The sequence below is a fragment of the Pseudomonas paraveronii genome, from assembly GCF_963681955.1.
Taxonomy (GTDB): domain Bacteria; phylum Pseudomonadota; class Gammaproteobacteria; order Pseudomonadales; family Pseudomonadaceae; genus Aquipseudomonas; species Aquipseudomonas paraveronii.
The window spans coordinates 886,079-910,951 of sequence record NZ_OY817130.1 but is presented as its reverse complement, the minus strand read 5'-3'; the positions used below and the strand labels follow the sequence as shown (position 1 = coordinate 910,951).

The window sequence follows — 24,873 nt, the reverse complement described above, 5'->3', positions numbered from 1 at the left end:
CAAACCCTCTAACCCAGCGTCTTGCGATTGAAATCCCGCAGGCGGAAACCTTGCAGCAGCAACATGCCGAAGTACACCACCACGCCCGCCACCACCAGCACGCCCAGGCGCAGGAAACGCTCGAGCATATGGCCTTGATCCCAGGCCGGCATGAAGTGCATCAAGCCCAGCAATACCGCCGACATCATCGCCACCGCCACCAGCAGCTTGAGGGCAAACATCCCCCAGCCCGGTTGCGGCTGGAACATCTGCTGTTTGCGCAGTTGGTAAAACAGCAGGCCGGCATTGATGCAGGCACCGGCGCTGATGGCCAAGGCCAGGCCGGCATGCGCCAGCGGACCGATAAACACCAAGTTGAGCAATTGCGTGACGATCAGCGTGAAGATCGCGATCTTCACCGGCGTGCGGATGTTTTGCTGAGCGTAGAAACCCGGCGCCAGCACTTTGATCACGATGATGCCAAGCAGACCGACGGAGTAGGCGATCAGCGCATGTTGGGTCATCAAGGCATCGTGCGCGCTGAATTGCCCGTACTGGAATAGCGACACCGTCAGTGGCTCAGCCAGGATTCCCAGCGCCAGGGAACACGGCAACACCAGCACGAAGCACAGGCGCAAACCCCAATCGAGAATGCGCGAGTATTCATGGCGGTCCTTGCTCGCGTAGGTACGCGCCAGCGTCGGCAGCAAAATCGTGCCCAGGGCCACGCCGAGGACGCCGGACGGCAGCTCCATCAAGCGATCGGCGTAGTACATCCACGACACCGAACCGGACACCAGCAGCGACGCAAACGCTGTGTTGATGATCAGGGAAATCTGGCTGACCGACACCCCGAGGATCGCCGGCAGCATATTGCGCATCACGCGCCAGACGCCGGTGTCCTTGAGGTTCAGGCGCGGCAACACGAGCATGCCGATCTTTTTCAGGTGCGGCAATTGGTAGAGCAATTGCGCCAGGCCACCGGCCAATACCGCCCAGCCCAGGGCCATGACCGGCGGATCGAAGTAGGGCGTGAGGAACAGCGCGAAAATAATCATGCTGACGTTAAGCAGGGTCGGCACGAATGCCGGCACCGAGAAACGGTTCCAGGTATTGAGGATGGCGCCAGCCAGGGATGACAGGGAAATCAGCAATATGTAGGGGAAAGTCACCCGCAGCAGATCAGTGGTCAGCGCGAATTTTTCCGGCGTATTGGCAAACCCGGGCGCCGTGGCCCAGATCACCCAGGGCGCGGCGAGCATGCCGACCAGGGTCACCAGCATCAGCACCAGGGTCAGCAGGCCCGAGACGTAGGCGATAAATGTGCGGGTCGCCTCCTCGCCCTGCTGCGTCTTGTATTCCGCCAGAATCGGCACGAACGCCTGGGAAAATGCGCCCTCGGCGAAGATCCGCCGCAACAGGTTGGGCAATTTAAAGGCAATAAAGAACGCGTCCGTGGCCATGCTGGCGCCAAAAATGCGCGCCAACAGGGTGTCACGTACAAACCCCAAAACCCGGGAGATCATCGTGATCGAGCTGACGGCAGCCAACGATTTGAGCAGATTCATTGAAAGAGTTTGCGCCTATAGATAAAGAGCAGGCGAACTACGCGCCTACTTATGCGATACTGCGCGCCTGCAACAGCACAGCGCCAAAGCTCGCGAGTTTACAGGTCAAGCGCCGGAAATAAATCACCCGCCTCTTCAGATCGACCACTCAGCAGTTCGCATCAACCGCCCTTGACAACCCATCAACTCATCGGCATGATTCGCGGCCTATTTTGTTTGCTATTTCCTAAAAAGTCTTTCGAGGAGCTCGACGGTGGCCAACACACCTTCCGCCAAAAAACGTGCAAAACAGGCTGAGAAGCGTCGCAGCCACAACGCCAGCCTGCGTTCCATGGTTCGTACCTACATCAAGAATGTAGTTAAGGCCATTGACGCAAAAGACGCTGAAAAAGCTCAAGCTGCTTACGTTCTGGCTGTGCCAGTTATCGACCGTATGGCCGATAAAGGCATCATCCACAAGAACAAAGCTGCTCGCCATAAAGGTCGTCTGAATGGCCACATCAAGGCTCTGAACCTTGCTGCTGCAGCCTAAGCGATAAACTGCCACGCAGGTTTACCTGCGTAACAGTTAAGAAATGCCCCATACCGAAAGGTCCGGGGCATTTTTGTTTGGGTGCCATACATCTTTATTGCACGCACAAAAAAACGCCCCGAACCAGTCGGGGCGTTTTGGCTACCACCTGATCAAAACATCGATCAATGGTGATGACCGCCTTCACCGTGCACGTGGCCGTGAGCGACTTCTTCCTGGGAAGCGTCGCGGATGGCCACGATCTTCACTTGGAAGTTCAGGCGCTGGCCTGCCAGAGGGTGGTTACCGTCGACGGTGACGTCGTCGCCGTCCAGATCACGGATGGTGACGATCTGCATTTGGCCGTCCGGCGCGGAAGCGTGGAACTGCATGCCCACTTCCAGTTCGTCGACACCTTCGAACATGCTGCGGCTCAGGGTGCTGACCAGTTCGGCGGAGTATTCGCCGTAAGCATTTTCAGGCTCTACGACAACGGTCAGTTCATCACCGACGCTCTTGCCGACCAGGGCGTTTTCCAGGCCCGGGATAATGTTGCCTGCGCCTTGCAGGTAGACCAGCGGCGCGCCGCCGGCTGAGCTGTCGATGACCTCACCAGCGTCGTTGGTCAGGGTATAGTCGATGGAGACAGCCTTGTTAGCGGCGATCGTCATGGGGCGAGACCTTTTGCATAAGAATGAAGAACGGACAAGTCTAAACAAGGATTTGCCCGAAAGCGAACAGAACCCGGACGGACGGGGTCGATCAACGGTCGCCGTCATCCTCGGATTCCACCAGGACGACGACCGGCACTGGGTTGCCGAGCTGTCCTGCGGCCACACCCAACACCTGCGCCACCAGCCGCCCTGGCAGTCGCGCGCCTGGGTACTCGACCCCGCACACCGCCTGGAAAAAATAGGCCAGCCCTTTGCCTGCGGCTGGTGTGCGCAGGAGCGCGAATAACGATAACCTTGGCGCCTGATTCCCGGTAGGCACTCAACCATAGAGCGCCACCGAAGCCATGCACCTCCAGAGAATTCGCATGCAGACTTTTTTTATCGCGCCCACCGATTTTGGTGTGGGTCTGACCTCCATCAGCCTTGGGCTGGTGCGCACCCTTGAACGTGCCGGGTTGAAAGTCGGCTTCTTCAAACCGATTGCCCAGCCGCACCCCGGCGACACCGGCCCCGAACGTTCCACCGAGCTGGTCGCTCGCACCCACGGCCTCAAACCGCCGCAGCCTCTGGGCCTGGCCCATGTCGAGCGGATGCTCGGCGACGGCCAGCTCGACGAGTTGCTCGAAGAAATCATCACCCTGTATCAACAGGCCGCCGTGGGCAAGGACGTGCTGATCGTCGAAGGCATGGTGCCGACCCGCAGCGCCAGCTATGCGGCGCGGGTCAACCTGCACCTGGCCAAGAGCCTGGACGCGGAAGTGATCCTGGTTTCGGCGCCGGAAAACGAAGTGCTCACCGAACTCTCCGGCCGCGTGGAATTGCAGGCCCAGTTGTTCGGCGGCCCGAAAGACCCGAAAGTGCTCGGTGTGATCCTCAACAAGGTGCGCACCGATGAAAGCATGGAAGCCTTCTCGGCGCGCCTCAAGGAGCATTCGCCGTTGCTGCGCAGCGGGGATTTCCGCCTGCTCGGCTGCATTCCTTTCCAGCCCGAACTCAACGCGCCGCGTACCCGCGACGTCGCCGACCTGATGGGCGCGCAGATCCTCAACGCCGGCGATTATGAAACCCGGCGCATGTCCAAAATCATCATCTGCGCCCGCACCATGCGCAACACCGTGGAACTGCTCAAGCCGGGCGTGCTGGTGGTGACGCCGGGGGACCGCGACGACATCATCCTCGCCGTCAGCCTGGCCGCGATCAACGGCGTGCCCCTAGCCGGCCTGCTGCTGACCAGCGACACCCTGCCCGACCCGCGCATCATGGACCTCTGCCGAGGCGCCTTTCAGGCCGGGCTGCCGGTGCTGTCGGTAAGTACCGGCTCCTACGAGACAGCGAACCTGCTCAACAGCCTGAACAAGGAAATCCCCATCGATGACCGCGAGCGCGCCGAGATCATCACCGATTTCGTCGCCAGCCACCTCGATGCGCGCTGGTTGCACCAACGCTGCGGCACGCCACGGGAGATGCGCCTGTCGCCGGCGGTGTTCCGCTACCAATTGATCCAGCGCGCCCAGGCCGCCAACAAGCGCATCGTCCTGCCCGAAGGCAGCGAGCCGTTGACCGTGCAAGCCGCCGCGATCTGCCAGGCCCGCGGCATTGCCCGCTGCGTGTTGCTGGCCAAGCCGGCGGACGTGGAAGCGGTCGCCCGCGCCCAGGGCATCGAATTGCCCGAAGGCCTGGAAATTCTCGACCCGGACCTGATTCGCGAGCGTTATGTCGAACCGATGGTCGCATTGCGCAAGAGCAAGAGCCTCAACGCGCCGATGGCCGAACAGCAACTCGAAGACACCGTGGTGATCGCCACCATGATGCTCGCGCTCGATGAAGTCGACGGCCTGGTCTCCGGGGTTATCCACTCCACCGCGAACACCATCCGCCCGGCCCTGCAACTGATCAAGACCGCGCCGGGCTGCACTTTGGTGTCGTCGGTGTTCTTCATGTTGTTCCCCGAACAGGTGCTGGTGTACGGCGACTGTGTGATGAACCCGCACCCGAGCGCCGCCGAGCTGGCGGAAATCGCCTTGCAAAGCGCCGACTCGGCGGCGGCGTTCGGCATCACGCCACGGGTGGCGATGATCAGCTATTCCAGCGGTGAATCGGCCAGCGGCGAAGAAGTGGAAAAAGTCCGCGAAGCCACCCTGCTCGCCCATGAACAACAAAGCTCGCTGCTGATCGACGGCCCGTTGCAGTACGATGCCGCCGCCAACGAAACCGTTGCCCGGCAACTGGCACCCAACAGCCTGGTAGCGGGCAAGGCCACGGTCTTCGTGTTCCCCGACCTGAACACCGGCAACACCACCCACAAGGCGGTGCAACGCAGCGCCGATTGCGTCAGCCTGGGGCCGATGCTCCAGGGCCTGCGCAAACCGGTGAACGACCTGCCGCGCGGCGCCCAGGTCGACGACATTGTGTACACCATCGCGCTGACCGCGATTCAAGCCGCCAACCGACCTATGGAGATCTAAATGCTGGATTTTCTACCTGCCGCCGTGCGCGGGGTGATCGCGTCGTTGCTGCTGGCGCTGAACACGATCCTGCTGTGTTCGTTCCTGTTCATCGTCGCGCTGTTCAAGGCACTGCCGTTCGCCAAGCGCTTCAGCGAATGGCTGATGAACCACACCCATGAAGCCTGGATCAGCAACAACAAGGCGTGGATGAACCTGGTGCGGCGCACCCGCTGGCACCTTAAAGGCCTGGAAGGGCTGGACTACCAGCACTCTTATCTGGTGACCAGCAACCACCAGAGCTGGGTCGACATCATGGTGCTGCAATACGTGCTCAATCGACGGATTCGCCCGCTGAAGTTCTTTCTCAAGCAGGAACTGATCTGGGTACCGGTGATTGGCCTGGCCTGGTGGGCATTGGGCTTTCCGTTCATGAAGCGCTACTCCAAGGCCTACCTGGAAAAACACCCGGAGAAGAAAGGCAAGGACCTGGAAACCACCCGCAAGACCTGCGCGAAGTTTCGCGCCAACCCTGTGGGCATTTTCAACTTTGCCGAAGGCACGCGGTTTACCGTCGGCAAGCATGCGCAGCAGAAGTCGCCGTTTCGCTACTTGCTCAAGCCCAAGGCCGGCGGTATTGCGTTTGTGTTGGATGCCATGGGTGAGCAGTTGAAGTCATTGGTCAATGTGACCATCCACTACCCCGCCGGACGCCCCGGCTACTGGGACTTGTTGTGCGGGAATGTGCAGGACGTGGTGGTGCGGTTCGAGGAAGTGCCGATCCCGCCTGAGTTCATTGGCAAGAATTATGAGCAGGATGGCGAGTATCGGCTGGCGTTCCAGGGCTGGATCAATCGGTTGTGGGAAGACAAGGATGCGCTGCTCAGCCAACTTCACACAGATTATCCAGACCGCCACTGATACAAAATGTGGGAGGGGGCTTGCCCCCGATAGCGGTGGTCCAGTCACCCGATGCTCTGACTGACACTCTGCAATCGGGGGCAAGCCCCCTCCCACATTTAACCGAGCCCGATCTTGAGAATGTAAAAAGCCCGCCACCGATCACTCGGTGGCGGGCTTTTTGTAGCGGCGAGGTTTAGATCGCGCCGCGCTGACGCAACAGCTCCAGCACTTGCTTGACGCTGTCTTCCAGCGACAGGGCCTGGGTGTCGATCACCAGATCGGCATTCAACGGCACGTCGTAGGGGAAGGACTCGCCAGGGATGTTATCCCCACCGGCCGCGTACAGGCCTTGCGGATCACGCTCGGCGCACACCAGCGGCGAAGCCTGCACGTAGACCGTCAGCAAGCGATCGGCACCGATCAGCGCCTTGGCCTGTTCACGCCCTTCGGCATCCGGCGCAACAAACGCGGCCAGGGTCAGCAGGCCGGCTTCGTTGAACTGGCGTGCGACGTGAGCCGCACGACGCCAGTTCTCGGTACGCCCGACACGGTCCTGCGGCAACCCTTTGTTCAGGTCGTGACGCAGGTTCTGGCCATCCAGCACAAACACCGCGCGGCCCATGTCGAACAACTTGCGCTCAACCGCGTAGGCCAAGGTGCTTTTACCGGCGCCCGACAGGCCGCTGAACAACACGGTTGCCGGCTGCTGGCCGAAACGCTGGGCACGCTCTTCGGTGGCCACATGGGCCAACTTGCCGTGCTGCGCGGCGCTGCCGTGGACAACCGGCGGCGCGATGATCATGCCCGCGGCCACGGTGCCATTGGTCAAGCGGTCGATGACGATGAACGCGCCGGTGGTGCGGTTGCTCGCGTAACCGTCCAGGGCGATGGCGGCGTCGAGGCTGACCTTGACCCGGCCGATCTCGTTCAACTGCAGCGAACTCGCCGGGCCTTCGGCCAGGGTGTTCACGTCCACGCGATGCACGATGCTGGTGATGGAACCCGGCACGTAGCTGGTGGCGCGTTTGATGTCGTATTTCTTGCCCGGCAGCATCGGTTCTTCGGCCATCCACACCAGCATGGCGTCGAAGGCGTCGGTCACTTGCGGCACGCTATCGGCATGCACCAGCAGGTCGCCACGGGAGATGTCGATCTCGTCTTCCATGGTCAGGGTCACGGCCTGGCCTGGGCCAGCGTGCTCCAGTTCACCGTCGAAGGTGACGATGGATTTGACGCGGCTGCTCTTGCCCGACGGCAACACCACGACTTCGTCGCCCTTGTGCACGATGCCGCTGGCCAGGGTGCCGGCAAAACCGCGGAAGTTCAGGTTCGGACGGTTGACGTACTGCACCGGGAAACGCAGGTCGGTGTAGTTGCGGTCGTTGGCGATCTCGACGGTTTCGAGGATCTCCATCAGCGACTGGCCGGTGTACCACGGCGAACGCTCGCTCTTGTTCACCACGTTGTCGCCCTTGAGCGCCGACATCGGCACGAACGCCATGGTGCTCGGCTTGAAGGCGATGCCGTCGGCGAACTTCAGGTAGTCGGCCTTGATCTGCTCGAACACACCTTCGTCGAAACCGTTGAGGTCCATCTTGTTGATGGCGACGACGATGTGCTTGATGCCCAGCAACGAGGCAATGAAGCTGTGGCGACGGGTCTGGGTCTGCACGCCGTAGCGTGCGTCGACCAGGATGATCGCCAGGTCACAGGTAGAGGCACCGGTGGCCATGTTGCGGGTGTACTGCTCATGGCCAGGGGTATCGGCGATGATGAATTTACGCTTGGCGGTGGAGAAGTAGCGGTAGGCGACATCGATGGTGATGCCCTGCTCACGCTCGGCCTGCAGGCCGTCGACCAGCAACGCCAGGTCGATGTCGTCACCGGTGGTGCCGACTTTCTTCGAATCGCGGGTAATGGCTTCCAGGTGATCTTCGTAGATCATCTTGGAGTCGTGCAGCAGGCGCCCGATCAGGGTGCTCTTGCCGTCGTCGACGTTGCCACAGGTCAGGAAGCGCAACATTTCCTTGCGCTCGTGCTGGCCCAGGTAGGCGAGGATGTCCTCGCTGATCAAATCAGATTGATGCGACATGACAGCCCCTTAGAAATAGCCTTGACGTTTTTTATCTTCCATCGAGCCGGCACCATCGTGGTCGATGACCCGGCCCTGGCGCTCGGAAGTTCGCGTCAGGAGCATTTCCTGAATGATGTCCGTCAGCGTCTCGGCTTCGGACTCCACCGCGCCCGTCAACGGGTAGCAGCCAAGGGTACGGAAACGTACTTTCTTTTTGACGATTCGGGCTTTGTCTTCGTCGGACAGGTGCTCGAGGATGCGGTCGTCGTCGATCATGATCAACGTGCCGTTCTTCTCGATCACATCGCGCTCGGCGGCGAAGTACAGCGGTACGATCGGGATGCCTTCCAGGTAGATGTACTGCCAGATGTCCAGCTCGGTCCAGTTGGACAGCGGGAACACACGGATCGACTCACCCTTGTTGACGTTGCCGTTGTAGACGTTCCACAGCTCCGGGCGCTGGTTTTTCGGGTCCCAGCGGTGCTTGCTGTCGCGGAACGAGTACACGCGCTCTTTGGCGCGGGACTTTTCTTCATCGCGACGGGCACCACCAAACGCGGCGTCGAAACCATACTTGTCCAAGGCCTGCTTGAGGCCTTCGGTCTTCATGATGTCGGTGTGCTTGGCGCTGCCGTGGGTGAACGGGTTGATGCCCTGCGCCACACCGTCCGGGTTGACGTGGGTGATCAGGTCCAGGCCCAGTTCTTCAACCATGCGGTCGCGGAACGTGTACATCTCCTGGAATTTCCACTGGGTGTCGACGTGCATCACCGGGAACGGCAGCTTGCCCGGGAAGAACGCCTTGCGTGCCAGGTGCAGCATCACGGCGGAGTCTTTACCGATCGAGTAGAGCATCACCGGGTTGTCGAACTCGGCGGCGACCTCGCGGATGATGTGGATGCTTTCCGCCTCCAGCTGTTTCAGATGCGTCAGTTTGTCGACCATGGCTACTCACGGAAAAACGATCTTATGGACGGCCAGCGGGCCGTGTTCGAGCGAGGCATGCTAGCACAGCACCTGCTTCTATTCAGGGCGCCAGCTAGATCGAAACGATATATGGATATGCCCCGAGGTTTGGCGGCGATGGCCGGCCGAACCCTCCCAAATGTGGGAGGGTGGTGTGCGTTAGATCGGGTTGGGACAATCGATGAACAAATGCTCCAGGGCGAAACGCCGCGCCAGGTAGTCCCCCAATGCCTGCACACCGTAACGCTCGGTGGCGTGATGGCCGGCGGCGATAAAGCTGATGTCGTTTTCGCGGGCGCTGTGGAAGGTCTGCTCGGAGGCTTCGCCGCTCAGGTAGAGGTCGACGCCGGCCGCAATCGCCTGGTCGATGTAGCCCTGGCCACCGCCGGTACACCAGCCGACGCGGCGGATCATCTCGCTGCCTTCGATCAACAGCGGCTCGCGCCCCAAGACGCTCTGCACGCGGTGGGCGAAGTCACGCGGCGACAGCGGCTCGGCGAGGGAGCCGACCAGGCCGACGATCTTGAGGTCGGCCGGGTCCAGCGGGCCTTCGACAGTGATATCCAACTGCCGCGCCAGCTGGACGTTGTTGCCGACCTCGGCGTGCAGGTCCAGCGGCAAGTGGTAGGCCAGCAGGCTGATGTCGTGCTTGAGCAGGGTCTTCAGGCGGCGCTGCTTCATGCCAGTGATGCACGGGTTTTCGCCCTTCCAGAAATAACCGTGGTGGACCAGCACCAGATCGGCCTGGGCTTCAACGGCGGCGTCGAGCAATGCCTGGCTGGCGGTGACGCCGCTGACGATGCGCATCACCTGCGGGCGCCCCTCGACCTGCAGGCCGTTGGGGCAGTAATCGGCAATTTTTGCGCTGCCAAGGTAGCGGTCCGCTTCCTCGACGAGAGTGCTCAAAGCAACGGCCATAAAAGACTCCTAAATATCCCGTTCCGAGGCGCTCACAGCCTCGTATAATGCGCGACATTATGGGCGCTCTCCCGCCCCCTGCAACCTGTCAGGACTTACTTGATGCTCAAGGCACTGCGTTTTTTTGGATGGCCATTGCTGGCTGGCGTGCTGATCGCGATGTTGATTATTCAGCGTTTCCCCCAGTGGGTGGGCTTACCGAGCCTTGATGTGAACCTGCAACAGGCCCCGCAAACCAACACGATGGTGCAAGGCCCGGTGACCTATGCCGACGCCGTGGTCATCGCCGCCCCTGCGGTGGTCAACCTGTACACCACCAAGGTCATCAACAAGCCGGCGCACCCGCTGTTCGAAGACCCGCAGTTCCGCCGCTATTTCGGCGACAACAGCCCCAAGCAGCGGCGCATGGAATCGAGCCTGGGGTCCGGGGTGATCATGAGCCCGGAAGGCTACATCCTCACCAACAACCACGTGACCACCGGTGCCGACCAGATTGTAGTGGCCCTGCGCGACGGCCGCGAAACCCTGGCCCGCGTGGTCGGCAGCGACCCGGAAACCGACCTCGCCGTGTTGAAGATCGACCTGAAAAGCCTGCCCGCCATCACCATCGGCCGCTCCGAAGGACTGCGGGTCGGCGATGTCGCGCTGGCCATCGGCAACCCGTTCGGCGTCGGCCAGACGGTCACCATGGGCATCATCAGCGCCACCGGGCGTAACCAGTTGGGCCTCAACAGCTACGAAGACTTCATCCAGACCGACGCCGCGATCAACCCCGGCAACTCCGGCGGTGCGCTGGTGGATGCCAACGGCAACCTGACCGGCATCAACACGGCGATTTTCTCCAAGTCCGGCGGCTCCCAAGGCATCGGTTTTGCGATCCCGGTCAAGCTGGCGATGGAAGTGATGAAGTCGATCGTCGAGCACGGCCAGGTGATCCGCGGCTGGCTGGGGATCGAAGTGCAGCCGCTGAGCAAGGAACTGGCCGAGTCGTTTGGCCTGACCGGGCGCCCGGGCATCGTGGTCGCCGGGATCTTCCGCGATGGCCCGGCACAGAAGGCCGGCCTGCAATTGGGGGATGTGATCCTCAACATCGACGGCGAACCGGCCGGTGATGGCCGCAAGTCGATGAACCAGGTGGCGCGGATCAAGCCGACCGACAAGGTCACGATCCAGGTGATGCGCAACGGTAAAGAGCTCAATCTGTCGGCGGAAATCGGCCTGCGCCCACCGCCTGCGCCGGTGAAGGAAGAGGAATGACTCGCGCCCCAGGTGCCCGTTCGCGGGCACCTGTAAGCATATATTTCAGAACCGAACCGCCCACATAATGACATGTTATATTGTTTCAATACCGCTATTGGAACGCTCTATCATGCCGCCTCGCACGTTTCCCCCCTTGGCCGGCCTGGCCCTGGGTTTGCTGCTGGACCCCGCCTACGCCGAAGACACTCGCATAGAACTGGACACCATCAGCGTCACCGCCGACGCCTATGAATCCGCCACTGGCCCGGTCAATGGCTATCGCGCCACCCGCTCTGCCAGCGCAACCAAGACCGACACCGCGCTGCGCGACATCCCCCAATCCATCAGCGTGATTCCCGCCAACGTGCTCAAGGACCTGGGCAGCACCAACGTGGAACGCGCCCTGGAATTTGCCGGCGGCGTCTCCAAGCAGAACAATTTTGGCGGCCTCACCCTCTACGAATACAGCGTGCGCGGCTTCACCACGTCGGAGTTCTACCAGGACGGCTTCAGCGCCAACCGCGGTTACCCGAGCACGCCGGACGCCGCCAATCTCGAACGCATTGAAGTGCTCAAAGGCCCCGCCGCCAGCCTGTACGGGCGCGGCGATCCAGGCGGCACGGTGAATATCGTCACCAAAAAACCCCAGCCCGACGCATTCACCACCCTGCAAACCAGCGCCGGCAGTTGGGACCGCTATCGCACCGCGCTGGACGTGAACACCCCGCTGGACAGCGAAGGGCAGGTGCTGACACGGGTCAATCTGGCGGTGGAAGACAACCATAGTTTCCGCGATCACGTAGACGCCAAGCGAGTGTTCGTCGCGCCATCCTTCAGTTGGCAACTGGCCCCCGACACGCACCTGCTGGTGGAAAGCGAATTCGTGCGTCACCGCTCCACCTTCGACCGTGGCATCGTCGCGCCTCGCGGCATGTCGCGCGCTACCTTCCTCGGCGAACCTAACGACGGCGACATCAACAACCACAACAACCGCCTCCAGGCCACCCTCGAGCATCACCTCAACGACACGTGGGCACTGCGCCTGGCCAGCCATTACAAACAAGGCAGCCTGTGGGGCGACGCGTCGGAAAACCGCGCGCTGAACAGCGACGGCCACACCGTCGACCGCCGCTACCGCGAACGCTCCATGGGTTGGCACGACAGCATCACCCAGCTGGAACTGCGCGGCCTGTTCGACATCGGCCGTTGGCAACACGAGTTGCTGATCGGCACCGAGTACGAGGACTACCGCAAGAAGGAGCGCGTGACCGCCATCGCCGGCAGCCCCTACGCGATCGACATCTACAACCCGGTCTACGGCCAGCCCAAACCCAATGGCGAGCGCTCCGGCACTGATTTCTCCGAACAGGTAAAAAGCCAGGCACTGAACCTGCAAGACCAGATCATCTTCACCGAGCGCCTGCGCGGCATGCTCGGCGCGCGCATCGAGCACTTCGAACAACGCACCGACGACTTCACCCGCCACCACGCCAAGCACCGCCAGACCCACGACGCCCTGACGCAACGCGCCGGCCTGCTCTACCAGCTCACACCTGAAGTCGGGGTGTTCGCCAACGCCTCGACCTCATTCAAGCCGAACAACGGCCTGGACGCTGGCGGCAAATCCTTCAAGCCTGAAGAGGGTGTGGGGTATGAAGTGGGGATCAAGAGCGAGCTGTTCGACGAGCGCCTCAGCGCCACGCTCGCCGCGTTCCACATCGAGAAGGAAAACGTGCTGGCCGTGGACCCGGCCACCGACACCCAACGCGCCATGGGCAAGGCACGCAGCCGAGGGGTTGACCTGCAACTGAGCGGGCAACTGAGCGAGGCGATGCGCATGATCGGCGCGTTCGCCTACATCGACGCCGAAGTGACCAAGGGCGATAAAGCCATCCCCACCGGCAGCCGCATTCTCGGCGTGGCCAAGCGCAGCGGCAGCCTGTTGGGGGTGTATGAATTCCAGGACGGCGCGTTGCGCGGTTCAGACGTGGGCGTTGCGTTCACCTATGTCGGTGATCGCTCCGGTGAAGCCGGCGGCAGCTTCGAACTGCCCGCCTATCACACCGTGGACCTGCTGACACATTACAAGGCCACGGACAACGTCACCGTGGGTTTGAACCTTAACAACCTGTTTGATGAAAAGTACTACGAACGCTCCTACAGCAATTACTGGGTCAGCCCCGGTGAACCGCGCAACCTCACGGTCAACTTGACCCTCAACCTGTAACACGGTCACACCTGTGGGAGGGGGCTTGCCCCCTCCCACATTACAGTGCCACGGGCGCCCGCTCGCACAGGGTGTTAAGCGCCGCCGCCCACTGCTCGCTGTCATTCAAGCACGGCACCAGCACCAACTCCTCGCCGCCCGCTGCGCGAAATTGCTCGCGGCCGCGATCGCCGATCTCTTCCAGCGTCTCGATGCAGTCGGCGACGAACGCCGGGCACATCACCAGCAGCTTTTTCACGCCTTGCTTGGCCAGCGCGTCCAGGCGCGCCTCGGTGTAGGGTTCGATCCACTTCGCCCGGCCCAGGCGCGACTGGAACGCCACCGACCATTTGCCCTCCGGCAGGCCCATGCGCTCGGCAAAGTTGCGCGCGACGCTGAAGCATTGCGCGCGATAGCAGGTGGCAAGCACCTCCGGCGAGGCCTTCTTGCAGCAATCGACATCCTTGAAGCAATGCGCGCCCGTAGGATCGAGCTTGGTCAGATGGCGCTCGGGCAGGCCGTGGAAACTCAGGAGCAGGTGATCGTAGTCCTGCGCCACATAGGGCCGCACGCTCGCCACCAGCGCATCGAGGTATTCCGGCTGATCGTAGAACGGTTGCAGGATCGAGAACTGCACCTTGAGCTTCTTGTCGCGCACCACCCGCTTGGCTTCTTCAATCACCGTGGTCACGGTGCTGTCGGCGAACTGCGGGTACAAGGGCGCCAGGGTGACCTTCTGAATGCCCTGGGCGGCCAGGCGCACCAGGGTCGTTTCAAGGGACGGCTCGCCGTAACGCATCGCCAGCTCCACCGGACCCTGGGTCCACTGCGCGGTCATTTGCTGCTGCAGGCGCTGGCTGAGCACCACCAGCGGCGAGCCCTCTTCCCACCAGATCGAGGCATAGGCATGGGCCGACTGCTCGGGGCGCTTGATCAGGATCAGCGACACCAACAAGCGCCGCACCGGCCACGGCAGGTCGATCACATAAGGGTCCATCAGGAACTGATTGAGGTAGCTGCGCACATCGGCCACCGAAGTAGACGCCGGTGACCCCAGGTTGACCAGTAACAACGCGTGATCCGTCATGCAACATCCTATCTCTAGAGGCGGCCGGACAAGTCGTCCAAGGCCGCCTTCAACTCAGTGAACTGGAAAGTGAAACCGGCCGCCAACAGGCGCTCGGGCAAAGCCTTCTGGCCGCCCAGCAACAAGCCGGACAACTCACCCAACCCAACCTTCAACACGAAGGCCGGCATGGGCATGAACGCCGGGCGGTGCAGCACCTCGCCCAACGTCTTGGCAAACTCGCGGTTACGCACCGGGTGCGGCGCGCAGGCATTATAGGGACCGCTGGCGTCGCGCTGGTGCAGAAGAAAATCTATCAGCGCGATTTGATCGTTGATATGCACCCACGGCATCCACTGCCGACCATTACCGATCGGCCCGCCCAGTGCCAGCTTGAACGGCAGCAACAGCCGCGACAAAAAGCCGCCCTCGGCCGCCAGCACCAGCCCGGTACGCACCAGCACCACGCGAATGCCCAGGGCTTCGGCGCGCTGGGCGGTTTCTTCCCAGGCGACGCACAACTGGCTGGGAAAATCGTCCTGCACCGGGCCGCTGGCTTCGGTCAGTTCGCGCTCGCCGCCGTCGCCGTACCAGCCCACGGCAGAACCGGAAATCAACACCGCCGGTTTCTCCGCCAGGCCTTCCAGCCACACCAGCAGGGTTTCGGTCAGGCTGATGCGGCTGCTCCACAGCAGCGCCTTGCGTTTATGCGTCCAGAGGCGATCGGCGATCGGCGCGCCGGCCAGATTAATGACCGCGTCCACCGGGCCGATAACCTCTTGCAGGCTGGCAACACCGTGCACCGCATCGCCACACAACCTGGCGACCTGTTCAGGGTGACGGCTCCACACCGTCAGGCGATGCCCTTGCGCCAGCCAATGTTGGCAAAGTTGACGACCGATCAGGCCGGTACCGCCGGTCAGCAAAATGTGCATGGGATCTTCCTCATGTAACGTTCGCCACCGATCACTGGTCTATTTTATATGCAGGGATCATTTGCAATCGGGCGTGATATTGATTTAAGCCTCAGCTTTAACCATAGGTCATGCCAAACGATCAGGTACGCCAAAACTTATACCAAAAAACAATATTGTACAGCTATTGGTGTCGGCGTAGTCTGTACCCAACGGTAAAACGAGGCCTCCCATGACTGTCCCCATCGCGATCATTGGCACCGGCATCGCCGGTCTCTCCGCCGCCCGAGCGTTACGAGACGCCGGGCACGTTGTACAACTCTTCGATAAAAGCCGCGGCAGTGGTGGCCGCATGTCCAGCCAGCGCAGCGACGCCGGCGCACTGGACATGGGCGCCCAGTACTTCACCGCCCGCGACCGGCGCTTCGTCAACGAAGTGCAACGCTGGCAAAGCAACGGCTGGGCCGAGCAATGGAAGCCGCAGCTGTATAACTTCAAGTCCGGCCAACTCACACCCTCCCCCGATGAACAGATTCGCTGGGTCGGCACGCCGCGCATGAGCGCCATCACCCGCGCCCTGCTCGACGACCTGCCGGTGCAGTTCGGCTGCCGTATCACCGAAGTGTTCCAAGGCAAACACCACTGGAACCTGCTGGACGCCGACGGCGGCAACCACGGCCCGTTCAGCCACGTCATCATCGCCACGCCCGCCCCGCAAGCAACCGCCCTGCTGGCCGCCGCACCGAAACTGGCAAGTGCCGCTGCCGGCGTGAAGATGGACCCGACCTGGGCCATCGCCCTGGCCTTTGACAAGCCGCTGGAAACCCCGATGGAAGGCTGCTTCGTGCAAGACAGCCCGCTCGATTGGCTGGCGCGCAACCGCAGCAAACCGGGGCGCGATGCCTCCCTCGACACCTGGGTGCTGCACGCGACCAGCGCCTGGAGCAAGGAGCACTTGGACCTGTCCAAGGAAGCGGTGATCGAGCACCTGCACGGCGCCTTCGCCGAACTGCTGCACAGCGCCATGCCCGCGCCTTCGTTCAGCCTGGCGCACCGCTGGCTTTACGCACGACCGTCCAGCGCGCATGAATTCGGCGTGCTGGCCGACGCCGACCTGGGCCTGTACGTCTGTGGCGACTGGTGCCTGTCGGGCCGGGTCGAAGGTGCCTGGCTCAGCGGCCAGGAAGCCGCGCGGCGCTTGATCGAGCACCTGCAATGAACCGCATCAACCCGACCAAATTGCTGCTGTCGAAGTGGACAGCAGCACACCCTCGCAACAAGGAAAAACACTTCCTGGTCACCGAACTGTTTTGTGATGAAGAAGGCACCGTGCTCGACATCGAGCTACAAGCTGTCATGACCCAGCGCGGTGAACGCCTGCCCTGGCAAACCCTGCAAAACGCCGAGGACTGGCGAATCGGCTGGAAATAGCCCTCACGCAAATACTTGTACAGAATATTTGACTTGTACAGCATCAGCTCTATGATGAGATTTAGCTGTACACGATTATTCATTTGTACAGGAATCTTGCAGAGGGTTGGCCATGTCCAGCACCACGTCCATCAAGCCGAAGATTGGTATCAGCGCCTGCCTGCTGGGCGAGAACGTCCGTTTTAACGGCGGCCATAAGCAATCGCAACTCTGCAGCGAAGTGCTCGCCGAGTACTTCGACTTTTTGCCGCTGTGTCCGGAAGTGGCGATCGGCCTGGGTATTCCTCGGGAAACCATTCGCCTGGTGGGCGATGCCGCAGCCCCTCAAGCCGTCGGCACCGTGCATCGCGAACTGAATGTCACCGCGCCGCTGGGCGAATACGGCGAAAAGATGGCCGCCGAGCACACCGACCTGAGCGGCTACATCTTTATGCAGAAATCGCCGTCCTGCGGCCTGGAACGGGTCAAGGTCTACCGTGAAAACGGCGCACCGGTGGACGGCGGCGGGCGCGGCATCTATGCCCAGGCCTTTTGCGCACGCCACCCCAACCTGCCCGTGGAAGAAGACGGTCGCCTGAATGACCCGGTGCTGCGGGAAAACTTCCTGACCCGCGTCTTCGTCTACGCCAGTTGGCAACAATTGCTCGGCGAAGGCCTGACCCGCCATCGCCTGCTGGCCTTTCACGCGCGCTACAAATACCTGCTGATGGCCCACAGCCCGGCGCATTACAAAAGCCTCGGCAACCTGCTCGGCAGCATGGCCAGGGGCGAAGACCTCGACGCGTTGGGCGCCGACTATTTCAGCGCGCTGATGAGCGGGCTGAAAAAGTGCGCCACCCGCGGCACGCACACCAATGTGCTGCAACACATCAGCGGTTACCTCAAGCAGGCCATCAGCGCCGACGACAAGCAGGAAATGCAAACCGTGATCGGCCAATACCGCCAAGGCATCGTGCCGCTGGTGGTGCCGCTGACCTTGCTCAAGCACCACTTTCGCCTCCACCCGGACCGCTACATCGCGCAGCAGGCCTACTTGCAGCCGCACCCGGAAAATCTCAGCCTGCGTAATGCGATCTGAACCATGAAAAGCCTCACGACAGCAGCCTTGCAAGACGACCCCGGCGAAGATCTCGTCCAAGCCCTCGAAGACGGCTGGCTGCCGATTCGTGAAGTGGCGCGCCAGACCGGCGTCAACGCCGTGACCCTGCGCGCCTGGGAACGCCGCTATGGCCTGATCGTGCCGCAGCGCACGCCCAAGGGCCACCGGCTGTTCAGCCACGACCATGTGCAACGCATCCACACCATCCTCACCTGGCTCAATCGCGGCGTGCCGGTCAGTCAGGTGAAAAACCTGATCGACTCCGCGCACGTCGCCCCCGACGCCATCGAAAACGAATGGCAGACCCTGCGCCAGACCCTGGTGCAGGCCATCAGCGAACTGGCCGAACGCCGGGTCGACGATGCCTTCAACCAGGCCATGGCGCTCTACCCGCCGCGCACCCTGTGCGAACAACTGCTGCTGCCGCTGCTCCGCGAACTGGAGCAACGCTGGCAGGGCCAATTCGGCGCGCAGATGGAACGGGTGTTCTTCCTGTCCTGGTTGCGCAGCAAGTTCGGCGCGCGGATCTATCACAACAATCGCCAGTTGCACGGCGCACCGCTGCTGCTGGTGAATCATTCCGACCTGCCGCTGGAGCCGCACCTGTGGCTCAGCGCGTGGCTGGCCAGCAGCGCCGATTGCCCGGTGGAAGTCTTCGACTGGCCGCTGCCAGCCGGCGAACTGGCGCTGGCGGTGGAACACCTGCAACCAAGGGCGGTGCTGCTGTATTCGAGCCAGGCACTCCATTTGTCGGCACTCGCCAAACTTCTGGGCGGCATCGCTTGCCCAAAGTTGATCGTCGGGCCAACGGTATGCATCCACCAGGCCGAGTTGACGGTATTGACCGGCGAAATCCCTGAATTGTTCGTCGCCGAAGACCCATTGTCGGCTCACCAGATACTGATCCAGCGTGGACTTCTTTAAATGCATTTGATCTGGCTGCGCACCGACCTGCGCCTGCATGACAACACCGCCCTGCTCGCTGCGAGCCAGCGCGGCCCGGTGGCGGCCGTATACCTGATTACCCCGCAGCAATGGCTGGCCCACGACGACGCACCGTGCAAGGTCGACTTCTGGCTGCGCAACCTGCAGCACTTGAGCCAGGCCCTCGGCGCACTGAATATTCCCTTGCTGATCCGCTCTGCCGCGACCTGGGACCAGGCGCCGGCCGTGCTCGGTCAGTTGTGTCGGGAGCTGTCGGTCGAGTCGGTACACGTCAACGAGGAATACGGCATCCACGAAAGCCGTCGCGATGCGGCGGTGGCCAAGGCCCTGGAAGCCGAAGGCGTGAGCTTGCACCGTTACCTGGACCAATTGCTTTTCCAGCCCGGCAGCGTGCTGACCAAGACCGGCACCTACTTCCAGGTATTCAGCCAGTTCCGCAAGGTCTGCTATGCCCGCCTGCACAGCGCCCTGCCGCGCCGGGTGGCCACGCCCAAGGCTCAAGCGGCCCTCGCGCTGAACAGCGACCCGGTGCCGCAACAGGTCGACGGTTTCGAAGCGCCGAGTGAGACGCTGCGCGCCCTCTGGCCCGCCGGTGAAGACGAAGCGCACCGCCGCCTCGACACGTTCGCCGAGCAGCAGATCAGCTATTACAAGGACGAGCGCGACTTCCCGGCCAAGCCCGGCACCAGCCAGCTTTCCGCGTACCTCGCGGCGGGCGTGGTTTCGCCGCGCCAGTGCCTGCATGCTGCGTTGCAGAGCAACCAGGGCGAGTTCGAAAGCGGCGACATCGGCACAATCACCTGGATCAACGAACTGCTCTGGCGTGAGTTCTACAAGCACATCCTGGTGGGCTACCCGCGCGTGTCCCGTCACCGCGCCTTCCGCCCCGAAACCGAGGCGGTGGCCTGGCGCAACGCGCCCGAGGACCTCGCCGCCTGGCAGCAGGCACGCACCGGTTTGCCGATCATCGACGCCGCCATGCGCCAACTGCTGGACACCGGCTGGATGCACAACCGCCTGCGCATGGTGGTGGCGATGTTCCTGACCAAGAACCTGTTGATCGACTGGCGCGAAGGCGAGCGCTTCTTCATGCGCCACCTGATCGACGGCGACCTGGCGGCCAACAACGGCGGCTGGCAGTGGAGTTCGTCCACCGGCACCGATTCGGCGCCGTATTTCCGGATTTTCAGCCCGCTGAGCCAGTCGCAAAAATTCGACGGCGACGGCGTGTTCATCAAGCACTGGCTGCCGCAACTGGCGGCGCTGAATAAAAAGGACGTACACGACCCGCAGGCTGCCGGCGGCTTGTTCGGCGTGGCCGATTACCCGCGTTCGATTGTCGACCTGAAACACTCCCGCGAACGGGCATTGGCGGCATTCCGCAGCCTGCCGTCGCGCCAGGCAGTGGGAGCCGAATATGAGTGACTTCCTGCGCCGCTTCGCCCAGGCCTTTGCCTCTCTGGACAAGCACAACCTGCACCTGCTCGACAGCCTGTACAGCAAGGACATCGCCTTCACCGACCCGCTGCACGAAGTGCATGGGCTCACGGCGCTGCACCACTATTTCGCGCAGCTATACGGTAATGTCAGCCAGTTGCGCTTCGACTTCCACGGCTTCGACCAGGTGGCCGAAGGCGAAGGTTACCTGCGCTGGAAAATGAGCTTTTGCCACCCGCGCCTGGCCAAGGGCAAGGTCATCCGGGTGGAAGGCTGCTCGCACCTGATGTGGCGCGACAAGGTGTACCGCCATCGGGATTATTTCGATGCCGGCGCGATGCTTTACGAACACTTGCCCGTCGTCGGCCGTGTGGTCAGTTGGCTGAAAAGGAGAATCGGATGAGCCTCACACCAGCCCGTCGTTATTGGCTGACCGGCGCCAGCAGTGGCATCGGTGCCTCCCTCGCCGTGGAACTGCTCAACAGCGGCGCCCACGTGGCCCTCAGCTCGCGCACCAAAGGCCCGCTGCAAGCGCTCGCCCAACGCTTTCCCGGCCAAGTACTGGTCGTGGCGGGCGACTTGACCAACAGCCAGACCGTGCGCGAAATCGGCGAACACATCGCCCAGGTCTGGGGGGCACTGGACACGGTGATCCTCAACGCTGGCACCTGTGAATATGTCGATGCCAAGCAATTCGACGCGTCGATCATCGAGCACGTGGTACGCACCAACCTGCTCGCCAGCAGTTATTGCATCGAAGCCGCGCTGCCGCTGTTGCGCGCCGGGCGCACGCCGCACCTGGTGGGCGTGGCCAGCGCCGTGACCTACCTGCCGATGCCGCGCGCCGAAGCCTATGGCGCGTCCAAGGCCGGCTTGCGCTACCTGTTCGACTCCCTGCGCATCAGCCTGTCGCCGGAAAACATCGACGTCACCGTGATCAGCCCGGGTTTTGTCGACACGCCGCTGACCGAGCGCAATGACTTCCCGATGCCCATGAGCTGGTCTGCCGACAAGGCGGCACGGTATATCTTCGCCAAGCTGAACAAGCGTCCGCTGGAGATCGCCTTCCCGGCGATGCTCATCGCCACCCTGTGGCCGCTGTCGAAGCTGCCGAATCGCGCGCAACTGATCATCGGCAAACGCATGCTGCGCAGCCCGCCGCCGAAAAAGGACGACCTGTGAAGATCGCCATTATCGGCAGCGGCATTGCCGGACTGACCAGCGCCTACCTGCTCAACCGTCGCCACGACATCACCCTGTTCGAAGCGGGTGACCGCATCGGCGGGCACACCCACACGGTCAACGTGACCGTCGAGGGTAAACGCTATGCGGTGGACACCGGCTTTATCGTGTTCAACGACTGGACCTACCCCAACTTCATCCGCCTGCTGGGGCAGATCGGCGTGACGTTCAAACCCACCGAGATGAGTTTTTCGGTGTGCGACCGCAGCAGCGGGTTCGAGTACAACGGCAACACCCTCAACAGCCTGTTTGCCCAGCGGCGCAATCTGCTGTCGCCAGGGTTCTGGGGCATGTTGCGCGATATTCTGCGCTTCAACCGCGAGGCGCCGGCGGACCTGCAAGCGCAACGCATCAGCGCCGACATGACCCTGGGCGACTACCTCGACGCCGGCGGCTACGGCCCGCGATTCATCCGGCATTACATCGTGCCGATGGGCGCGGCGATCTGGTCGATGTCCCTGGCGGACATGCTCGGTTTCCCCTTGCAGTTCTTTGTGCGCTTCTTCAAGAACCACGGTTTGCTGTCGGTGAGCAACCGCCCGCAATGGTGCGTGATCGAGGGCGGCTCAAGCAGCTATATCGAACCGTTGACCCGCGGCTTTCGTGAACAGATTCGCCTCGACTGCCCCGTGCATCGGGTCGAGCGCGCCGCAGACGGCGTGATTATCCACAGCGCCGCCGGCACCGAAGCCTTCGACAAAGTCGTGTTCGCCTGCCACAGCGACCAGGCGCTGGCCCTGCTGGGCGACCCGAGCAGTGCCGAGCAGCAGATCCTCGGCGCCCTGCCCTACGCCGACAACGACGTGGTGCTGCACACCGACACGCGCCTGCTGCCCGACCGCCAACGGGCCTGGGCCAGCTGGAACTACCGGCTCAGCGGCAACCCGCAGACCCAGGCGGCGGTGACCTATGACATGAACATCCTGCAAGGCATCGACAGCGCCACGACCTTTTGCGTCAGCCTCAACCAGACGTCAATGATCAACCCGCTGAAGATCCTCGCCCGCTACACCTACGCCCATCCGCAATACAGCCTGGCGGCCGTGGCCGCGCAAGCGCGCTGGGAAGAGTTGTGCGGTGCGCAGCACACCTACTATTGCGGCGCCTATTGGGCCAACGGTTTCCATGAAGACGGCGTGGTCAGCGCCTTGCGCGTGGCCCAGGCGTTTGGAGAAGCCCTGTGAACAGCGCGCTGTACAGCGGCTGGATCGCCCATCGACGGTTTGCGCCCAAGGCCCATGCCTTTCGCTACCGCATCGGCTTGCTGTACCTGGACTTAAGCGAACAGGACGAAGTGCTCGGGCTCTCGCCCCTGGCCGGCGCCGGTCGCCTGGCCGCCTTCGGCTTTCGCCAGCAGGATTACCTGCGTGAATTCACGCGCCACGGTATGAGCTTGACCGATGCCGTGCGCCAGGAAGTCGGCAAGGCGCTGGGGCGCACACCCCAGGGCGTTATCTGCCTACTGACCCAGGCCCGCAGTTGGGGCCTGGCTTTTAACCCGGTGAGTTTCTTCTACTGCTTCGAGGCCGACGGACAATTGGCCGCGATCCTGTGTGAAGTGACCAACACCCCATGGCGCGAACGCTATCACTATGTGCTGCCGGCCCTGACGCAAGGCGCCGACGAGCATCAGCATTTCGCCGTGGCCAAGGCGTTTCATGTGTCGCCGTTTCTGCCGCGCGACTTGGAATACCGCATGAGCTTCAGCCCGCCCACAGCCAGGCTTGGCGTACACATGGCCGATTGGCAGGGCGATCAAAAAGTCTTCGACGCCACCTTGAGCCTGCACAAGGAAACGCTCAACCGCGCCGCCCTGCACCGTTACCTGTGGCGCTTCCCCTGGATGACCGCCAAGACCTGCCTGGCGATTTATTGGCAGGCCCTGTGCCTGTTGCTCAAACGCACACCGATTTTTCCCCATCAGGCCGCCGATGGCGCCTCTCGCACTGCAGTCGGGTACACCAAGGATCGCCGTCATGAAATCCCCTAACTTATCGGTCAAGGCCAACCGCCTGAACGTCAACGGCGTGACCACCGCACTGCTGCGCAAGGCCGTGTTGCGTCAACTCAGCCAATTGCGCCACGGTCAGTTGGTGCTGATCGAGGACGGCGAACGCCAAGTGTTCGGCGCCCGCGAAGCGCACCTGCTGGGGGAAATCCAGATCCTCGATTCGGCGGTGTGGGGGCTGGTGGCGGCCAACGGTTCAATCGGTGCGGGCGAAGCGTTTATCCACGGGTATTGGAGCAGCCCGGACCTGACTGCGGTGGTGCGTGTAATGGTCAGCAACCTGGAGGTGCTCGACGCACTGGAGGGTGGCCTGGCCAAACTGGCGCGGCCGTTCACCCAAGGCTTGCATTGGCTCAACCGCAATACACGCAAGGGCTCGCAGAAAAACATCGCCGCTCACTATGACCTGGGCAACGATCTGTTCGAAGAATTCCTCGACCCGACCATGATGTATTCGGCGGCGCAGTTCCTGAGCGCCGAAGACACCCTGGAACAGGCGCAACTGAACAAACTGGAGCGCATCTGCCAGAAACTCGCGCTTAAACCCACCGACCATCTGCTGGAGATCGGCACCGGCTGGGGCAGCATGGCGTTGTACGCGGCGCGGCACTATGGCTGCAAAGTCACCACGACGACCTTGTCCAGGGAACAGTTTGCCTACACCCAGCAACGCATCGCCGCCATGGGGCTGGAAGACCAGGTGACGCTGCTGTTGCAGGACTACCGCGACCTGAGCGGCCAATACGACAAGCTGGTGTCCATCGAAATGATCGAAGCGGTGGGCCATCGCTTCCTGCCGACCTACTTCAAACAGTGCGCCCACCTGCTCAAGAGCGATGGCCTGATGCTGCTGCAAGCCATCACCATCCGCGAGCAACGCTTTGAACAGGCCAAGAACAGCGTCGACTTCATCCAGCGCTATATCTTCCCCGGCGGCGCCCTGCCCTGTGTGCAGAACATGCTGCAGATCATCAGCCGCGACACCGATATGAACCTGCTGCACATGGAAGATTTCGGCCTGCATTACGCGCGAACCCTGCGCTTGTGGCATGAGAACTTTCGCCGTGCCCACGGCCGCCTCATGGAATTGGGCTACGACGAATACTTCCTGCGGTTGTGGGAGTTTTACCTGTGCTACTGCGAAGGTGGCTTTATGGAGCGCACCATCGGCACCGCGCAGTTGCTGCTGGCCAAGCCGGCAGCCATCAACCCGCCGTTGCTCGGGCGTTTCAGTGCTTAACCAATGCGG

The 24,873-nt window shown here is 62.1% G+C and carries 23 protein-coding genes; 16 read left to right on the top strand and 7 right to left on the bottom strand.

Going from position 1 to position 24,873, the window contains the following annotated elements; genetic code table 11:
- Positions 1 to 8: 8 nt before the first annotated feature.
- Entirely contained in the window at positions 9 to 1,547 is a 1,539-nt protein-coding gene (gene murJ / locus U5A08_RS03985; protein WP_321850427.1) for a murein biosynthesis integral membrane protein MurJ, read from the bottom strand.
- Positions 1,548 to 1,800: 253 nt separating this feature from the next.
- Between murJ and rpsT the strand changes: the two genes are divergently transcribed.
- Positions 1,801 to 2,079: a 30S ribosomal protein S20 gene (gene rpsT / locus U5A08_RS03980; protein ID WP_003215870.1), complete on the top strand. Its 279-nt coding sequence runs from the start codon at positions 1,801 to 1,803 to the stop codon at positions 2,077 to 2,079.
- A gap of 164 nt (positions 2,080 to 2,243) precedes the next feature.
- Here the strand turns inward: rpsT and U5A08_RS03975 are convergent, their stop codons facing one another.
- The gene (locus U5A08_RS03975) at positions 2,244 to 2,729 is read right to left on the bottom strand and encodes an FKBP-type peptidyl-prolyl cis-trans isomerase (RefSeq protein WP_017845493.1); all 486 of its coding nucleotides are present in this window, start codon (positions 2,727 to 2,729) and stop codon (positions 2,244 to 2,246) included.
- Here U5A08_RS03975 and U5A08_RS03970 point away from each other — a divergent pair.
- The 3 genes from U5A08_RS03970 to U5A08_RS03960 all read left to right on the top strand — a co-directional run bounded on the left by U5A08_RS03970 (position 2,728) and on the right by U5A08_RS03960 (position 6,097).
- The gene (locus U5A08_RS03970) at positions 2,728 to 3,018 is read left to right on the top strand and encodes a DUF3565 domain-containing protein (RefSeq protein WP_321850424.1); all 291 of its coding nucleotides are present in this window, start codon (positions 2,728 to 2,730) and stop codon (positions 3,016 to 3,018) included. The genes U5A08_RS03975 and U5A08_RS03970 overlap by 2 nt on opposite strands.
- A 79-nt stretch (positions 3,019 to 3,097) precedes the next feature.
- Positions 3,098 to 5,197, top strand: a complete 2,100-nt coding sequence (gene pta / locus U5A08_RS03965) for a phosphate acetyltransferase (RefSeq protein ID WP_321850422.1) — start codon at positions 3,098 to 3,100, stop codon at positions 5,195 to 5,197.
- Positions 5,198 to 6,097 carry a 1-acylglycerol-3-phosphate O-acyltransferase, YihG family gene (locus U5A08_RS03960; RefSeq protein ID WP_321850421.1) on the top strand — a complete coding sequence of 300 codons (900 nt, stop codon included), beginning with the start codon at positions 5,198 to 5,200 and terminating at the stop codon, positions 6,095 to 6,097.
- Positions 6,098 to 6,272: 175 nt separating this feature from the next.
- Here U5A08_RS03960 and cysN read toward each other — a convergent pair whose 3' ends face one another.
- From cysN to U5A08_RS03945, 3 genes are all read right to left on the bottom strand, one after another.
- Entirely contained in the window at positions 6,273 to 8,171 is a 1,899-nt protein-coding gene (gene cysN, locus U5A08_RS03955; protein WP_253393335.1) for a sulfate adenylyltransferase subunit CysN, read from the bottom strand.
- A 9-nt stretch (positions 8,172 to 8,180) separates the two neighbouring features.
- The gene (cysD, locus tag U5A08_RS03950; RefSeq protein ID WP_010565604.1) at positions 8,181 to 9,098 is read right to left on the bottom strand and encodes a sulfate adenylyltransferase subunit CysD; all 918 of its coding nucleotides are present in this window, start codon (positions 9,096 to 9,098) and stop codon (positions 8,181 to 8,183) included.
- Positions 9,099 to 9,278: 180 nt separating this feature from the next.
- Positions 9,279 to 10,037 carry a Nif3-like dinuclear metal center hexameric protein gene (locus U5A08_RS03945; protein WP_017845498.1) on the bottom strand — a complete coding sequence of 253 codons (759 nt, stop codon included), beginning with the start codon at positions 10,035 to 10,037 and terminating at the stop codon, positions 9,279 to 9,281.
- A gap of 102 nt (positions 10,038 to 10,139) precedes the next feature.
- Between U5A08_RS03945 and algW the strand changes: the two genes are divergently transcribed.
- Both algW and U5A08_RS03935 read left to right on the top strand, forming a co-directional pair.
- Positions 10,140 to 11,294 carry a Do family serine endopeptidase AlgW gene (algW, locus tag U5A08_RS03940; protein WP_253393334.1) on the top strand — a complete coding sequence of 385 codons (1,155 nt, stop codon included), beginning with the start codon at positions 10,140 to 10,142 and terminating at the stop codon, positions 11,292 to 11,294.
- Between the two features lie 112 nt (positions 11,295 to 11,406).
- Positions 11,407 to 13,503, top strand: coding sequence for a TonB-dependent siderophore receptor (locus tag U5A08_RS03935; RefSeq protein WP_321850418.1), 2,097 nt, complete (start codon positions 11,407 to 11,409; stop codon positions 13,501 to 13,503).
- Between the two features lie 40 nt (positions 13,504 to 13,543).
- Here U5A08_RS03935 and hemH read toward each other — a convergent pair whose 3' ends face one another.
- Positions 13,544 to 14,569, bottom strand: a complete 1,026-nt coding sequence (gene hemH / locus U5A08_RS03930; protein WP_321850417.1) for a ferrochelatase — start codon at positions 14,567 to 14,569, stop codon at positions 13,544 to 13,546.
- 14 nt (positions 14,570 to 14,583) lie between these two features.
- Positions 14,584 to 15,483: a TIGR01777 family oxidoreductase gene (locus U5A08_RS03925; protein WP_321850415.1), complete on the bottom strand. Its 900-nt coding sequence runs from the start codon at positions 15,481 to 15,483 to the stop codon at positions 14,584 to 14,586.
- A gap of 211 nt (positions 15,484 to 15,694) precedes the next feature.
- Between U5A08_RS03925 and U5A08_RS03920 the strand changes: the two genes are divergently transcribed.
- From U5A08_RS03920 to U5A08_RS03875, 10 genes are all read left to right on the top strand, one after another.
- The gene (locus U5A08_RS03920; RefSeq protein ID WP_253393330.1) at positions 15,695 to 16,681 is read left to right on the top strand and encodes an NAD(P)/FAD-dependent oxidoreductase; all 987 of its coding nucleotides are present in this window, start codon (positions 15,695 to 15,697) and stop codon (positions 16,679 to 16,681) included.
- Positions 16,678 to 16,893, top strand: coding sequence for a TIGR02450 family Trp-rich protein (locus U5A08_RS03915; RefSeq protein ID WP_253393329.1), 216 nt, complete (start codon positions 16,678 to 16,680; stop codon positions 16,891 to 16,893). The genes U5A08_RS03920 and U5A08_RS03915 overlap by 4 nt, the downstream gene beginning before the upstream one ends.
- Positions 16,894 to 17,005: 112 nt before the next feature.
- Complete coding sequence (locus U5A08_RS03910; protein WP_276196453.1) at positions 17,006 to 17,971, top strand: YbgA family protein; 966 nt, start codon at positions 17,006 to 17,008, stop codon at positions 17,969 to 17,971.
- Between the two features lie 3 nt (positions 17,972 to 17,974).
- On the top strand, positions 17,975 to 18,916 hold the full coding sequence (locus U5A08_RS03905) for a MerR family transcriptional regulator (protein ID WP_253393327.1): 942 nt from the start codon (positions 17,975 to 17,977) through the stop codon (positions 18,914 to 18,916).
- The gene (gene phrB, locus U5A08_RS03900) at positions 18,917 to 20,362 is read left to right on the top strand and encodes a deoxyribodipyrimidine photo-lyase (protein WP_321850408.1); all 1,446 of its coding nucleotides are present in this window, start codon (positions 18,917 to 18,919) and stop codon (positions 20,360 to 20,362) included.
- The gene (locus tag U5A08_RS03895) at positions 20,355 to 20,777 is read left to right on the top strand and encodes a nuclear transport factor 2 family protein (RefSeq protein ID WP_253393325.1); all 423 of its coding nucleotides are present in this window, start codon (positions 20,355 to 20,357) and stop codon (positions 20,775 to 20,777) included. Before phrB ends, U5A08_RS03895 begins: the two co-directional genes overlap by 8 nt.
- Positions 20,774 to 21,556, top strand: coding sequence for an SDR family NAD(P)-dependent oxidoreductase (locus U5A08_RS03890; RefSeq protein ID WP_253393324.1), 783 nt, complete (start codon positions 20,774 to 20,776; stop codon positions 21,554 to 21,556). The genes U5A08_RS03895 and U5A08_RS03890 overlap by 4 nt, the downstream gene beginning before the upstream one ends.
- A complete protein-coding gene (locus tag U5A08_RS03885) occupies positions 21,553 to 22,800 on the top strand; it encodes an NAD(P)/FAD-dependent oxidoreductase (protein ID WP_321850403.1) in 1,248 nt (415 codons plus the stop codon). The genes U5A08_RS03890 and U5A08_RS03885 overlap by 4 nt, the downstream gene beginning before the upstream one ends.
- Positions 22,797 to 23,606 carry a DUF1365 domain-containing protein gene (locus U5A08_RS03880; RefSeq protein WP_321850402.1) on the top strand — a complete coding sequence of 270 codons (810 nt, stop codon included), beginning with the start codon at positions 22,797 to 22,799 and terminating at the stop codon, positions 23,604 to 23,606. The genes U5A08_RS03885 and U5A08_RS03880 overlap by 4 nt, the downstream gene beginning before the upstream one ends.
- A complete protein-coding gene (locus U5A08_RS03875; RefSeq protein WP_321850401.1) occupies positions 23,593 to 24,864 on the top strand; it encodes a class I SAM-dependent methyltransferase in 1,272 nt (423 codons plus the stop codon). The genes U5A08_RS03880 and U5A08_RS03875 overlap by 14 nt, the downstream gene beginning before the upstream one ends.
- Positions 24,865 to 24,873 lie beyond the last annotated feature (9 nt).

Bases quoted from the DNA above. Each gene is read 5' to 3' on its own strand.
- U5A08_RS03970 (WP_321850424.1), top strand. From the start codon at position 2,728: ATGGGGCGAGACCTTTTGCATAAGAATGAAGAACGGACAAGTCTAAAC.
- U5A08_RS03925 (WP_321850415.1), bottom strand. From the start codon at position 15,483: ATGCACATTTTGCTGACCGGCGGTACCGGCCTGATCGGTCGTCAACTT.
- cysD (WP_010565604.1), bottom strand. From the start codon at position 9,098: ATGGTCGACAAACTGACGCATCTGAAACAGCTGGAGGCGGAAAGCATC.
- U5A08_RS03935 (WP_321850418.1), top strand. From the start codon at position 11,407: ATGCCGCCTCGCACGTTTCCCCCCTTGGCCGGCCTGGCCCTGGGTTTG.
- U5A08_RS03890 (WP_253393324.1), top strand. From the start codon at position 20,774: ATGAGCCTCACACCAGCCCGTCGTTATTGGCTGACCGGCGCCAGCAGT.
- algW (WP_253393334.1), top strand. From the start codon at position 10,140: ATGCTCAAGGCACTGCGTTTTTTTGGATGGCCATTGCTGGCTGGCGTG.
- U5A08_RS03875 (WP_321850401.1), top strand. From the start codon at position 23,593: ATGAAATCCCCTAACTTATCGGTCAAGGCCAACCGCCTGAACGTCAAC.
- U5A08_RS03975 (WP_017845493.1), bottom strand. From the start codon at position 2,729: ATGACGATCGCCGCTAACAAGGCTGTCTCCATCGACTATACCCTGACC.
- U5A08_RS03945 (WP_017845498.1), bottom strand. From the start codon at position 10,037: ATGGCCGTTGCTTTGAGCACTCTCGTCGAGGAAGCGGACCGCTACCTT.
- U5A08_RS03895 (WP_253393325.1), top strand. From the start codon at position 20,355: ATGAGTGACTTCCTGCGCCGCTTCGCCCAGGCCTTTGCCTCTCTGGAC.
- U5A08_RS03905 (WP_253393327.1), top strand. From the start codon at position 17,975: ATGAAAAGCCTCACGACAGCAGCCTTGCAAGACGACCCCGGCGAAGAT.
- U5A08_RS03915 (WP_253393329.1), top strand. From the start codon at position 16,678: ATGAACCGCATCAACCCGACCAAATTGCTGCTGTCGAAGTGGACAGCA.
- U5A08_RS03960 (WP_321850421.1), top strand. From the start codon at position 5,198: ATGCTGGATTTTCTACCTGCCGCCGTGCGCGGGGTGATCGCGTCGTTG.
- U5A08_RS03920 (WP_253393330.1), top strand. From the start codon at position 15,695: ATGACTGTCCCCATCGCGATCATTGGCACCGGCATCGCCGGTCTCTCC.
- hemH (WP_321850417.1), bottom strand. From the start codon at position 14,569: ATGACGGATCACGCGTTGTTACTGGTCAACCTGGGGTCACCGGCGTCT.
- murJ (WP_321850427.1), bottom strand. From the start codon at position 1,547: ATGAATCTGCTCAAATCGTTGGCTGCCGTCAGCTCGATCACGATGATC.
- pta (WP_321850422.1), top strand. From the start codon at position 3,098: ATGCAGACTTTTTTTATCGCGCCCACCGATTTTGGTGTGGGTCTGACC.
- U5A08_RS03910 (WP_276196453.1), top strand. From the start codon at position 17,006: ATGTCCAGCACCACGTCCATCAAGCCGAAGATTGGTATCAGCGCCTGC.
- cysN (WP_253393335.1), bottom strand. From the start codon at position 8,171: ATGTCGCATCAATCTGATTTGATCAGCGAGGACATCCTCGCCTACCTG.
- phrB (WP_321850408.1), top strand. From the start codon at position 18,917: ATGCATTTGATCTGGCTGCGCACCGACCTGCGCCTGCATGACAACACC.